Annotated in this window: 12 protein-coding genes; 6 read left to right on the top strand and 6 right to left on the bottom strand. The window is 63.1% G+C overall.

The features are described from left to right. The first annotated feature begins 139 nt into the window (after positions 1 to 139). Positions 140 to 355, top strand: a complete 216-nt coding sequence (locus QWL29_RS16795) for a hypothetical protein (protein ID WP_305824023.1) — start codon at positions 140 to 142, stop codon at positions 353 to 355. A 237-nt stretch (positions 356 to 592) separates the two neighbouring features. Here QWL29_RS16795 and QWL29_RS16790 read toward each other — a convergent pair whose 3' ends face one another. The 3 genes from QWL29_RS16790 to QWL29_RS16780 are packed head-to-tail and all read right to left on the bottom strand — an operon-like array spanning position 593 to position 3,206. Beyond that, positions 593 to 1,765 (bottom strand): vWA domain-containing protein, encoded by a 1,173-nt coding sequence (locus tag QWL29_RS16790; protein ID WP_305824022.1) that lies wholly within the window; start codon positions 1,763 to 1,765, stop codon positions 593 to 595. Then, a complete protein-coding gene (locus tag QWL29_RS16785; RefSeq protein WP_305824021.1) occupies positions 1,759 to 2,355 on the bottom strand; it encodes a GNAT family N-acetyltransferase in 597 nt (198 codons plus the stop codon). Before QWL29_RS16785 ends, QWL29_RS16790 begins: the two co-directional genes overlap by 7 nt. Beyond that, positions 2,352 to 3,206 (bottom strand): AAA family ATPase, encoded by an 855-nt coding sequence (locus tag QWL29_RS16780; protein ID WP_305824020.1) that lies wholly within the window; start codon positions 3,204 to 3,206, stop codon positions 2,352 to 2,354. Before QWL29_RS16780 ends, QWL29_RS16785 begins: the two co-directional genes overlap by 4 nt. Positions 3,207 to 3,424: 218 nt before the next feature. Here QWL29_RS16780 and QWL29_RS16775 point away from each other — a divergent pair, with 218 nt between their 5' ends. From QWL29_RS16775 to QWL29_RS16765, 3 genes are all read left to right on the top strand, one after another. Next, positions 3,425 to 3,760, top strand: coding sequence for a c-type cytochrome (locus QWL29_RS16775; RefSeq protein ID WP_305824019.1), 336 nt, complete (start codon positions 3,425 to 3,427; stop codon positions 3,758 to 3,760). 11 nt (positions 3,761 to 3,771) lie between these two features. Further along, a complete protein-coding gene (locus tag QWL29_RS16770; RefSeq protein ID WP_305824018.1) occupies positions 3,772 to 4,113 on the top strand; it encodes a c-type cytochrome in 342 nt (113 codons plus the stop codon). Between the two features lie 394 nt (positions 4,114 to 4,507). Further along, a complete protein-coding gene (locus QWL29_RS16765) occupies positions 4,508 to 6,013 on the top strand; it encodes a SulP family inorganic anion transporter (RefSeq protein ID WP_305824017.1) in 1,506 nt (501 codons plus the stop codon). Between the two features lie 60 nt (positions 6,014 to 6,073). On the opposite strand, the gene QWL29_RS16760 is transcribed toward QWL29_RS16765, so the two are convergent. The 3 genes from QWL29_RS16760 to QWL29_RS16750 form a co-directional block, all read right to left on the bottom strand. Then, the gene (locus QWL29_RS16760; RefSeq protein WP_305824016.1) at positions 6,074 to 6,502 is read right to left on the bottom strand and encodes a DUF1841 family protein; all 429 of its coding nucleotides are present in this window, start codon (positions 6,500 to 6,502) and stop codon (positions 6,074 to 6,076) included. Between the two features lie 77 nt (positions 6,503 to 6,579). Next, a complete protein-coding gene (locus QWL29_RS16755) occupies positions 6,580 to 8,115 on the bottom strand; it encodes a retroviral-like aspartic protease family protein (RefSeq protein ID WP_305824015.1) in 1,536 nt (511 codons plus the stop codon). A gap of 129 nt (positions 8,116 to 8,244) precedes the next feature. Further along, positions 8,245 to 8,880, bottom strand: a complete 636-nt coding sequence (locus tag QWL29_RS16750) for an RNA pyrophosphohydrolase (protein WP_305824014.1) — start codon at positions 8,878 to 8,880, stop codon at positions 8,245 to 8,247. A gap of 204 nt (positions 8,881 to 9,084) precedes the next feature. On the opposite strand from QWL29_RS16750, the gene QWL29_RS16745 reads away from it, so the two are divergent. After that, a complete protein-coding gene (locus tag QWL29_RS16745; RefSeq protein ID WP_305824013.1) occupies positions 9,085 to 10,815 on the top strand; it encodes a proline--tRNA ligase in 1,731 nt (576 codons plus the stop codon). Positions 10,816 to 10,820: 5 nt separating this feature from the next. Then, the gene (locus QWL29_RS16740; RefSeq protein WP_305824012.1) at positions 10,821 to 11,462 is read left to right on the top strand and encodes a lytic transglycosylase domain-containing protein; all 642 of its coding nucleotides are present in this window, start codon (positions 10,821 to 10,823) and stop codon (positions 11,460 to 11,462) included. Positions 11,463 to 11,544 lie beyond the last annotated feature (82 nt).

Here is an 11,544-nt window from a genome sequence, read left to right as displayed (position 1 = left end):
GTTGTCCATACAGTCGGCTTGATACTACAGGCCGGCGCACGGCGCACGATTGGAGGCGGTTTGGCGCAGGTCTTGCGTCACTATCGCGGTTTGCGGCAGAGCCGTCCGTGCTCGCACTAACAAAGTGCAGTGCCATTGCGTGATCGCTTCCCAGCATACGCCGGTGTACCAGTTCCGCAAGCTGGACAAGGCGACGCTGGTGCAGGCAGCGGGCGTGTTCCGGGCCAGCGTCGCGCTGGGGCTCGTCTATCAATATGTGGGCTTGCTGGCGGCGGTGCTGGTGCACGTGGCGATTGAAGTGGTGGGGCTGTACGTTGTGCGCAATGCGTTGCGCCAGCCAGAGCCAGCGGCCTGATCCGTAGGGTGGGCACTCTGTGCCCACGCGGAAGCATGCGCCGTGTTGGCGCCGTTCCACCCCGAATCGTTACGGGCTAGCGGCAGCGTTCCGGATGCACCGCGAACGCATTATCGAACCACCGGCGTCTCCGCCGCGTTCATCAGCCAACTAGATGCCAGCGTCCGCGTGGGCACGTCATCGATGCCCCCAGCATCAATGACCCCACCGTACGGTTGACGCCGGTGGCCCAAATAACTATTTGCTCAGCAAACGCATCGCCCGCTCCAGCCCTTCCAGCGTGATCGGGAACATGCGGTTGTTCATCATCTGCCGGATGATCGCAATCGACTGCCGGTACTGCCACAAATTCTCCGGCTCGGGATTGAGCCACGCGAACTTGGGGAAAGCCTTGCAGAAGCGCGCCAGCCATTCGGCCCCGGCTTCCTCGTTGTTGTACTCGACCGACCCGCCCGGCGCCAGCACCTCGTAGGGGCTCATGGTCGCATCGCCGACGAAGATCACGCGCGTATCGGCCGGGTATTTGCGCAGCACGTCCCAGGTCTCGAAACGCTCCGCATGGCGGCGCCGGTTACTCTTCCACAGGTAGTCGTACACGCAGTTGTGGAAGTAGTAGAACTCCATGTTCTTGAACTCGCTCTGCGCCGCCGAGAACAGTTCCTCGGTGCGCTCGATGTGGTCGTCCATGCTGCCGCCCACATCCAGCAGCATCACCACCTTGATGCGGTTCTTGCGCTCGGGTTGCATCTTGATGTCGAGGTAGCCGGCGTTGCTGGCCGTGGCGCGGATGGTGTCGTCGAGCGCCAGTTCGTCCGCTGCGCCGTGGCGGGCGAAGCGGCGCAGGCGGCGCAGCGCCACCTTGATGTTGCGCGTGCCGAGTTCGCGCTCGTCGTCGTAGTCCTTGTACGAACGCTGTTCCCAGACCTTCACCGCCGTGCGATTCCGGCCCTGGCCGCCGATGCGGATGCCTTCCGGATTCGTTCCGCCATGGCCGAAAGGCGAGGTGCCGCCGCTGCCGATCCATTTGTTGCCGCCTTCGTGGCGTTCCTTCTGCTCCTTCAGCAGTTCGTTCAGGCGATCCATCAGCTTGTCGTAGCCGAATTTTTCCAGCGCCGCCTTCTGCTCGGGCGTCAGCTCGCGCTCCATGCGCTTGATCAGCCAGTCGAGCGGGATCTCGCCTTTCGCCGTGTCGAACACCGCCTCGATGCCCTTGAAGTAGGAACCGAAGGCGCGGTCGAACTTGTCGAAGTGGGCTTCGTCTTTTACCAGGGTCAGGCGCGCCAGGTAATAGAAGGCGTCGAGCGACGGCGCAATGACGCTTTTTTCCAGGGCTTCGAGCAGGGTCAGGAATTCCTTGATCGAGACCGGGACCTTGGCATTGCGCAGCGCGAAAAAGAAGTCGATCAGCATGGGGTGTGTCCGTGGCGTTGCAGCCGGTAGTGCAGTTGCGCCTTGATCTCCGGCCACTCGCCGCGCACGATGCTGTACATGACGGTGTCGCGCACGGTGCCGTCGCGGCGCAGGCCGTGGTGGCGGATCACGCCATCCTTCCTGGCGCCGAGGCGTTCGATGGCGGCTTGCGAGGCAAAATTAAAATTATCGGTGCGCAGGCCGACCACCGCGCAGCCGAGGGTATCGAAGGCGTGCGACAGCAGCAGCAACTTGCAGCTGGTGTTCACGTGCGAGCGCTGCACGCTTTGCGCATACCAGGTGTAGCCGATCTCCACGCGGTCGAGTTCGGGCACGATGTCGTGGTAGCTGGTGGAGCCGAGCACGCGGTTCGATTCCGCGTCGACCACGGCAAAGGCGACGCGGTCCTGCATCTCCAAGGCGGCGTGCACATAGGCCTGGGTGCGGTGCGGTTCCGGTACCGAAGTCACGCGGATGTTCCACAGCTGGCCATCGGCCGCTGCGGCGCGCAGGCCGTCGACGTGGTCGAGGTGCAGTGGTTCCAGCCGCACGCCGTTGAAGTCCAGCGTCAGCGGCGCAACGTGGATCATCGATTCGTCCTCGACATGTAGACCAGGCGTTCGAACAAATGTACGTCCTGCTCGTTCTTCAGCAGGGCGCCGTGCAGCGGCGGCACGATGGCCTTGGCATCCTTGCTGCGCAAGGCTTCGGCCGGGATGTCCTCGGCCATCAGGAGTTTCAGCCAATCGAGGAATTCCGAGGTCGACGGCTTTTTCTTGATGCCGGCGACGTCGCGCACTTCGTAAAAACTTTGCAGGGCGGCGGCCAGCAGCTCCTGCTTCAGGCGCGGGTAGTGGACCTTGACGATGTCGGCCATCGTCTCGCGGTCCGGGAATTTGATGTAGTGGAAGAAGCAGCGGCGCAGGAAAGCGTCCGGCAGTTCCTTCTCGTTGTTCGAGGTGATGATCACCAGCGGACGGTGCCTGGCCACCACCATCTCGCGCGTCTCGTACACATAGAATTCCATGCGGTCGAGTTCACGCAGCAAATCGTTCGGGAATTCGATGTCGGCCTTGTCGATCTCGTCGATCAGCAGCACCACCGGTTCCGGCGCCGTGAATGCCTGCCACAGCACGCCCTTGACGATGTAGTTGTGGATGTCGCGCACGCGCTCATCCCCTAATTGCGAGTCGCGCAGGCGCGAGACGGCGTCGTATTCGTACAGGCCCTGCTGAGCCTTGGTGGTGGACTTCACGTGCCATTGCAGCAGCGGCATGTTCAGGCTGGCCGCCACTTCCTCAGCCAGCATGGTCTTGCCGGTGCCCGGTTCGCCCTTGATCAGGAGCGGGCGCGACAGCGTGAGGGCGGCGTTGACGGCCAGTTTCAGGTCGTCGGTGGCGACGTAGTTGTCGGATCCTTCGAAGCGGTCTTGGGCTTGCATGGGCGTGTGTGGTGAGAGAGGAAATCCTGAGTATATGCCAGAAGCCCGAGCACAGCCGAATGCGGTCGCGAGCGCGGCCGTCCGGGTGCGCGACGTTGGTAGACTGCAATCTTTTGTTGGGCTAGAATCGGACGCTTGTTAGTAGATTTGCCAGCTTTATCGGCTGTTCAGTTTCGTGCGGTAGCGGTATTCGATCAAATTTTTTTGCGATTCCCACCATGAAAAAACTTTTAGCTGTACTCGTTCTGGGCGCGTGCGCCGGCGCCGCGTCTGCCGCGGACGTTGTCGGCAATCCGAAGGCGGCACCGGCCAAGATCGAGATGTGCATCGGCTGCCATGGCATCCCCGGCTACAAATCGGCCTTCCCCGAGGTCTACCAGGTGCCGATGATCGGTGGTCAATCGGCCAAGTACATCGAAGCCGCGCTGCATGCCTATAAAAAGGGCGACCGCAAGCACCCGTCGATGCGCGGCATTGCCGCCAGCCTGTCCGACCAGGACATTGCCGACGTCGCCGCCTACTACGCGCAGCAGAGCGCCCAGAACCGCAAATGAGGACCGCCGCCATGCAAAAACTGATCATTGCGCTGGTGCTCGGCGCGGTTTCCCTGAGTGCTTCTGCCGCCGACGTGAAACGCGGCGAGGAGCTGGCCAAGAAGTACAACTGCGCCTCCTGCCACGGGGCGGACTACAACAAGCCGATCGACCCGAGCTATCCGAAGCTGGCGGGGCAGCATGCCGACTACATCGCGCATGCGCTGATGGCCTATAAACGCGGCGGCGACAAGGCGAACGGGCGCAGCAACCCGATCATGGCGGGGTTTGCCAAGCCGCTGACCAACCAGGATATGCAGGATATCGGGGCGTATTTGCATAGCTTGCCATCGCAGCTGGTGGTGAGCAAATAAGAACACGCTGGATCGCGTTTCTCTGACGCGGCGTTCATGACCGTACGGTGGGCACGCCGTGCCCACGCCGAAGCTTGCATCGCTGCGGCCCTGTTCCATCGAAACGCAGGCATGAACGCGGCTTCGACAAATGCGCAGCTGATCACTTGATACTGGCGCAGCTGTGCTGCCGGCATGGCACGGGCATCTGCCAACACCGCGCACGCTTCCGCGTGGGCACGGAGTGCCCACCCTACGTGTTTCGTGCTGGTGGTGTTGGTCAACTGCCGCGGCACGAAGCTGAGGCGACTCCGACTATAATAACGGCACCATTTGATCCCCCGAAGCGGTCCACACGCCGCTCCGGGGGATTTCGTTTTTCCGGCTAACGTCCGTTTTTTGTTGGAGTGTCATCTTGCAGTCCGTCTCACCTGCCTACCTGAAAACCAACCTGCTCAGCGGCCTCACCGTCGCCCTGGCCCTGGTTCCCGAAGCGATCGCCTTTGCGCTGGTCGCCCACGTGTCGCCGCTTACCGGCCTGTATGCTGCAGTGCTGGTCTCCTTCATCACCTCGGCCTTCGGCGGCCGGCCTGGCATGATCTCGGGTGCGGCTGGCGCACTGGCCGTGGTCATGGTCGCCCTCGTGGTCGAGCACGGCGTACAGTACCTGTTCGCGGCCATCGTCCTGATGGGCTTATTACAGATCCTGTTCGCTGTCGCCCGGCTCGGCAAATTCATCCGCATGGTGCCGTATCCGGTCATGCTCGGTTTCGTGAACGGCCTGGCGCTGGTGATCTTCATCGCCCAGTTCGGGCACTTCAAGAGCAATGGCGAGTGGATGCAGGATGGGCAGCTGTTCACCATGCTCGGCCTGGTGGCCGCGACGATGGCCGTCATCTACATCACGCCGCGCATCACCAAGGCCGTGCCGGCGACGCTGGTCGGCATCCTGGTCGTGACCGTCGGCGCCGCACTGCTCGGCATCGAGTCGAAGACCGTGGGCGAACTCGGTTCGATTGCCGGCGGCTTGCCGAGCTTTGCGATTCCCGATGTGCCCTTCAACTGGGAGACGTTCAAGATCGTCTTCCCGTACTCGCTGGTGCTGGCCGGCGTGGGCCTGATCGAGTCGCTGCTGACGCTGACTTTGGTGGACGAAATCACCGAAACCCGCGGCCAGCCGAACCGCGAATGCATGGCGCAGGGCGCGGCCAACGTGGTCACCGCCTTCTTCGGCGGCATGGGTGGCTGCGCCATGATCGGGCAGAGCATGATCAACGTGAACAACGGCGCCTACGGCCGCCTGTCGGGTATCTCGGCCTCGCTGTTCCTGCTGTCGTTCATCCTGTTCGGCTCGGGCTGGATCGAGCAGATTCCGCTGGCGGCGCTGATCGGCGTGATGTTCGTGGTCTGCGAAAAGACCTTCGAGTGGGGCACCTTCCGCATGGTCGGCAAGGTGCCGCGTGCGGATACGCTGGTGGTGGTGCTGGTTGCCGCGATCACCCTGGTCTTCGACCTGGCGATTGCGGTGCTGGTGGGCGTGATCGTCTCGGCGCTGGTGTTCGCCTGGCAGCATGCGAAGCAGATCGCGGTGACCACCTCGCAGGATGCGCAGGGCTGGAAAGTCTATGAGCTGCAGGGCACGCTGTTCTTTGCTTCGGTGGCCAACTTCAACGAGCTGTTCGCACCAAAAGACGATCCGCAGGATGTGGTGGTCGAGTTCCGCAACGCGCGCGTGGTCGACCATTCGGCGATCCAGGCCATCGATGCGCTGGCCGATAAATACCGCGCGCTGGGCAAGCGCCTGCACCTGCGTCACCTGAGCCCGGACTGCCGCGAATTGCTCGGCAAGGCGCAGGACATGATCGAGGTGAATGTGCTGGAAGATCCGCGCTACCGCGTGGCGGACGACAAGCTGGGTTAACAGTACCCAGCGATAAAAACAAAGGCGACCTCGGTCGCCTTTTGTTTTGGTTCATACCATTCAGCGCATCGCGCGGCTGCGCACGCACTCGATGTAGGCCTCGGTATCCGGCGGCACGCCGTTGCGCTGCGACTTCCAGATCATCTCGCCCAGGCATTCCATGATCTCGTGGTGGGCGTCGTGCTCGCCGATCTTGCGCACCAGCAGGTCGTGCGCAGCCTTGATGCCGCGTGGCTGGTCGATCGATACCTGTTCGGCAATCGACAGGTGCATCGACAAATGCAGGAAGGGATTCGCCTGTCCGCCTTCGACCGAGTAGTTGCGCGCGACGGCTTCCTCGGCGTCCATCATGGCCTCGTGGTATTCGGGATGCTGGACGATCCAGTCGGCGGCGATGGCGTCCATCGGCGTGAGGACTTCGCCGGCGCGTTGCTTGCGGAAGGCTTCACAGAAAAAGCGGCGCACGTCGTGCGAGGACGGGGTGAACATGGCGGGATCTGGCAGGCGGTGGGAAGGACGCTATTTTAACGCGATGGCGCGCACTTCGCTGCCGCCAGCTATCCGTGTCAGTCTTCGTCCGCGTCGTCCTTGTCGCCGCTGCAATGCTGCTTGCGCGGCGCTGCCATGGCCTGCACGCCGGCGCTGTCGCCTTGCGCCTCGTACAGTTCGGACATCGAATTGATCGCCATGCAGCGCCGCTTTGCGCCCAGCTCGCGGTCTTCCCCCGCCTGCTTCAACACCTGTTCGGCGCTGATCTTGCCGAGGTAGAAAGCGGCGAGCGGCGCCGGCCACTCGTCGTCCTCGCTGCGCGCAAAGGCGGTGGCCAGCTCGGTGCGGCCGAGTTCCGCCTGGGCCGTGCGCAGGCGGGCCAGATGCAGCCAGAGGGCGGCGTCGCGGTTCGACGGCAGCTTGTCCAGGGCCAGGCGCAGGCGCGGGGCGGCGTCGCTGGCGCGGCCCTGGCGCAGCAGCGAGCGGCCGCTGTACAGGTTGGCGTAGGCGTTACCGCTGGCGGTCGCCTTTTCCAGCCATTTGCCGGAGGCTTGCGCGTCGCGCGCCACGCCGTCGCCGCTGCCGTATATGTTGGCCAACCGCATCTGGGCATCGCCATTGCCGGCGTCGGCTTCTTCCTGGATCCAGGATTCGAGCTTGCGGCGCTGTTCGAAAGGCTGGCCGCCGACATACGAGAAGTAGATCTTGCGCTGGCTCATTGCAATCAGCACCCGGTGCGAACGCAGGAAGTCGTCGCCGAACAGGATGTCGACGTCGCTGCCCTGGCGGTCGATGACGCCGATATCGGCGTTCTGGATGACTTCTTCGCCGATCTGGAAGGTCTTGAACGCCGTATGCCAGAAGGCGACCTTGTCGTCGCCCACGCCGACGACGTGGCCGGCGCGCGTGACGCCGGGCGCGTCCAGTTTCAGGCCGGTGCGCTTGGCCGCAGCCAGCGACATCGTGGTCGCCGCCGCACCGGTATCGATGATGGCGCGCATTTTCTCGCCGTTCACGAGAACGGTGAAATACGGGTTCGGCGTCGTTTCGGAACTGGTGTCGAAGGGAATGACGAGCGCGTCCGCATCCCAGTAGGCGAGGTGGGTGTCGCCGCAATTGACTGGCTGGAAGAACTTGATTTCCTTCGTCGCCAGGGAAATTTCCAGGTCGGTTTGCAGGAGGAAAGGCGCGCCGAGGATCGCGTCGAACGAAGGCGTGAAGCCGAAGTCCGAAATGACCCGCATGTGGCCGCGTTCGCTGCGCGCCGGGCCGGCCACGAATTCCTTGATCCGGGTCTGGTAGATCGACGAATAGCCGCCGACGCCGCGGGCTACCCGCCCCAGGTTGCTCAGCTTCATGCCACGGCGTTCGGTGCCGGTGCGGGTCAAGACGCTGTCGTAGGCGCCGGTATCGACCAACATGGTTGCCGGCGTGCCGTTGATGACGCCCTCGGTCGTGACCTGCAGGCTGGGGCCGGTGTATTGCAGGGGTAATTTCCCGGCCGTGACATAACGGCAGCGCGGCGCTTCGGCGGCCTGCGCCAGGGATAACGGCAGGGCCAGCAGCAGGGCGGCCAGCGAGCGGAAACGGGCGCGAGGAAGGGGCGGCATCATGCCAAAGATTCTACGTGGAAAATTTCTCTTTTGGCAATCAAAAAAGAAAAGGCAAGCTGCACCACCTTCGTGGTGTGCTTGCCTCGATGCTGCTGCCTGATTCTTGTAACTGCTGAGTTACAGGCGCAACTATTTTTCCGGTGTGAGCACCAGCTGCGGTTCAGCCGCGCCTTCGCGTGGCGGCCGCGGTACAGGCTTGGCGCCGTTCGTGCTCCCCGGCGCGCCGCCCTGGCCGCGCGGCTGGCGCAGGTAGCGCGCGCTGTGGCGGCGCTCGCCGTGCCCGCCGTTGGCCGGCCAGCTGATGAAGCGCGACAGCTCCTGCAGGGCGCGCTGGTAGACATCGCGCTTGAACTCGATGACCACGTCCAGCGGCACCCAGTAGTCGTGCCAGCGCCAGGCGTCGAACTCGGGATGGTCGGTCAGACGCAAATTCACGTCGTTGTCGCGCGCCACCATGCGTAGCAGGAACCAGATCTGCTTCTGGCCGCGGTAATGGCCACGGATCTCGCGCTTGATGAAGTGATCCGGCACCTCGTAGCGCAGCCAGTCGCGGGTACGGCCCACGATCTTGACGTGCTCCTGGCGCAGCCCGATTTCTTCCTCCAGTTCGCGGTACATCGCCTGTTCCGGCGTCTCGCCGTATTTGATACCCCCTTGCGGAAATTGCCATGAGTGCTCGCGCACCCGCTTGCCCCACCACACCTCGTTATTGGCGTTCAGCAGGATGATGCCGACGTTGGGGCGGAACCCTTCACGATCGAGCATAAGTGCACCTCGAAACTTTCTGCCGGCCTCAGTTCCCTTGCGTTTTTACCTACAAATCCCTGCGTCAGCCATGCCTTTCGATCACGAAAACGGCGGCGGCTGCGTGTTCCGGACCCATTTGTACAAAGTTTGGACGCATCAGCCAGCTAATCCTTTAAAATTAGGTCGATTATAACCCTCTCTTTTTAAAAAGAATTCATCGATATGCGTGCCTCACGATTTTTTATTTCAACTCTTAAAGAAGCGCCTTCCGATGCCGAGATCGTCAGCCACAAGCTGATGATGCGGGCGGGGATGATCAAGCGTCTCGGCTCGGGCATCTACACCTACATGCCGACCGGCCTGCGCGTCATTCGCAAGGTCGAAGCGATCATTCGCGAAGAGATGAACAAGTCGGGCGCGCTGGAACTGCTGATGCCGGTCGTGCAGCCGGCCGAACTGTGGCAAGAGACGGGCCGCTGGGACAAGATGGGTCCGGAACTGATGCGCGTGAAAGACCGCCACGGCCGCGACTACGCCATCCAGCCGACCTCGGAAGAAGTCGTTACCGACGTCGTGCGCAGCGAGATCAAGTCCTACCGCCAGCTGCCGCTGAACTTCTACCACATCCAGACCAAGTTCCGCGACGAACGCCGCCCACGCTTCGGCCTGATGCGCGGCCGCGAGTTCACGATGAAGGATGCGTACTCGTTCGACCGCGACGTCGAAGGCATGCAAAAGTCGTATGGGATCATGTTCGATGCCTACGTGCGCATCTTCAACCGCTTCGGCCTGAAATTCCGCGCGGTGGCAGCCGACAACGGCGCCATCGGCGGCACCGGCTCGCACGAATTCCACGTGATCGCCTCGACCGGCGAAGATGCGCTGGTCTACTGCCCAAGCTCCGACTACGCCGCCAACATGGAAGCGGCCGAAGCGCTGGCCATCGGCGAGCGCGGCGCGGCCACGCAGGCGATGACCAAGGTGCCGACTCCGGGCAAGACCAAGTGCGAGATGGTGGCTGAACAACTCGGCTTGCCGCTGTCGCAAACGGTGAAAACCATTGCGCTGACCGTTGAAACCGACGAAGTGGGCAAGGTCAGCAAGCAATACTTCATGCTGCTGCTGCGCGGCGACCACGAGCTGAACGAAGTCAAGGTCAACAAGGTGCCTGGCCTGGGCAGCTACCGCTTCTCGACCGAAGAAGAGATCGCCGCAGTCTACGGCACCGTGCCGGGCTACCTGGGTCCGGTCTCGCCGAAACAGCCGGTGACCATCGTTGCCGACCGCACGGTGGCCAACATGGCCGACTTCGTCTGCGGCGCGAACGAAGCCGACGCCCACCTGACCGGCGTGAACTGGGGCCGCGACCTGCCGGAACCGGTGGTTGCCGACCTGCGCAACGTGGTCGAAGGCGACGCATCGCCGGACGGCAAGGGCGTGCTGGCCATCGAGCGCGGCATCGAAGTGGGCCATGTGTTCCAGCTCGGCACCGCTTACTCGAAGTCCATGCAAGCGACCTTCCTCGACGAAAACGGCAAGCCTGCCCCGCTGCAGATGGGCTGCTACGGCATCGGCGTGACCCGTATCCTGGGCGCGGCGATCGAGCAGAACTTCGACGACAAGGGCATCGTCTGGCCGGACGCATTGGCGCCATTCCAGATCGTGCTGTGCCCGATGGGCATGGACCGCAGCGAGATGGTCAAGGAACAGACCGAGAAGCTGTATGCCGAGCTGCAGGCGGCCGGTGTGGACGTGATCGTCGACGACCGCGGCCTGCGCCCGGGCGCCATGTTCTCGGACTGGGAACTGATCGGCGTGCCGCACCGCGTGGTGATCGGCGAGCGTGGTCTGAAGGAAGGCAAGCTGGAATACCAGGGCCGCCGCGATACCGAAGCCACGGCCGTGTCGGTCGACGAGATGGTCGGCTTCATCAAGGCCAAATTCGCGCAGTGATGCGGATGGCGGGACAGGGCGGGGCGCGCGCGTTTGCCGCTGGCGTGGTGCTGGCGGCGGCGCTCGCCGTGGCTGGCGCTGCGCACGCCGGCAACCAGAAGGAAGAGGCGCTGGCCGATTCCGTGCGCCTGGCGCTGTCGAACGCCATCAACGACGCGCGTCCGCCCAAGCCCGTGTTTCGCGACGAGGTGGGCCGCCTGCGCTACCAGGGGTGGTTCAACGAGATGTCGGGGAGGCTGAAGAAGCGCATCCCCGACGATATTTCGCGCACCGAATTCCTGGAGGCGGCCTGGTACGAATCCACCCGCGCCGGGCTCGATCCGGGGCTGGTGCTGGGGCTGATCCAGGTGGAGTCGGCCTACCGCAAGTACGCGGTGTCGATCGCCGGCGCGCGCGGCTACATGCAGGTGATGCCGTTCTGGACCAAGGTGATCGGCGACAGCGACCGCCGCAAGCTGTTCCACATGCAGACCAATCTGCGCTACGGCTGCGCGATTCTGCGCATGTACATCGACATGGAGCGCGGCAATCTGTACCTCGCGCTCGGCCGCTACAACGGCAGCCGCGGCAAGCCGCAGTATCCGAACGCGGTGCTGTCGGCGTGGAAGAAGTGGGAGTTTGCGCCAGCGGCGGTGGCGGCGAGATAAGAACTGCCGCAACAGCTGGGTTAATCGTATCGCATGAAACCGTATCTATGGACTCCACCCGTTTTGCAAGAAGAAGATTGAA

Origin of the sequence: Massilia brevitalea, assembly GCF_030711405.1 — a bacterium.
Taxonomy (GTDB): Bacteria; Pseudomonadota; Gammaproteobacteria; order Burkholderiales; family Burkholderiaceae_D; genus Telluria; species Telluria brevitalea.
The sequence above is the reverse complement of the archived record's forward strand: the minus strand, read 5'-3'. Positions and strand labels throughout refer to the sequence as shown.

Bases quoted from the DNA above. Each gene is read 5' to 3' on its own strand.
- QWL29_RS16790 (WP_305824022.1), bottom strand. From the start codon at position 1,765: ATGCTGATCGACTTCTTTTTCGCGCTGCGCAATGCCAAGGTCCCGGTC.
- QWL29_RS16785 (WP_305824021.1), bottom strand. From the start codon at position 2,355: ATGATCCACGTTGCGCCGCTGACGCTGGACTTCAACGGCGTGCGGCTG.
- QWL29_RS16780 (WP_305824020.1), bottom strand. From the start codon at position 3,206: ATGCAAGCCCAAGACCGCTTCGAAGGATCCGACAACTACGTCGCCACC.
- QWL29_RS16775 (WP_305824019.1), top strand. From the start codon at position 3,425: ATGAAAAAACTTTTAGCTGTACTCGTTCTGGGCGCGTGCGCCGGCGCC.
- QWL29_RS16770 (WP_305824018.1), top strand. From the start codon at position 3,772: ATGCAAAAACTGATCATTGCGCTGGTGCTCGGCGCGGTTTCCCTGAGT.
- QWL29_RS16760 (WP_305824016.1), bottom strand. From the start codon at position 6,502: ATGTTCACCCCGTCCTCGCACGACGTGCGCCGCTTTTTCTGTGAAGCC.
- QWL29_RS16755 (WP_305824015.1), bottom strand. From the start codon at position 8,115: ATGATGCCGCCCCTTCCTCGCGCCCGTTTCCGCTCGCTGGCCGCCCTG.
- QWL29_RS16750 (WP_305824014.1), bottom strand. From the start codon at position 8,880: ATGCTCGATCGTGAAGGGTTCCGCCCCAACGTCGGCATCATCCTGCTG.
- QWL29_RS16745 (WP_305824013.1), top strand. From the start codon at position 9,085: ATGCGTGCCTCACGATTTTTTATTTCAACTCTTAAAGAAGCGCCTTCC.
- QWL29_RS16740 (WP_305824012.1), top strand. From the start codon at position 10,821: ATGGCGGGACAGGGCGGGGCGCGCGCGTTTGCCGCTGGCGTGGTGCTG.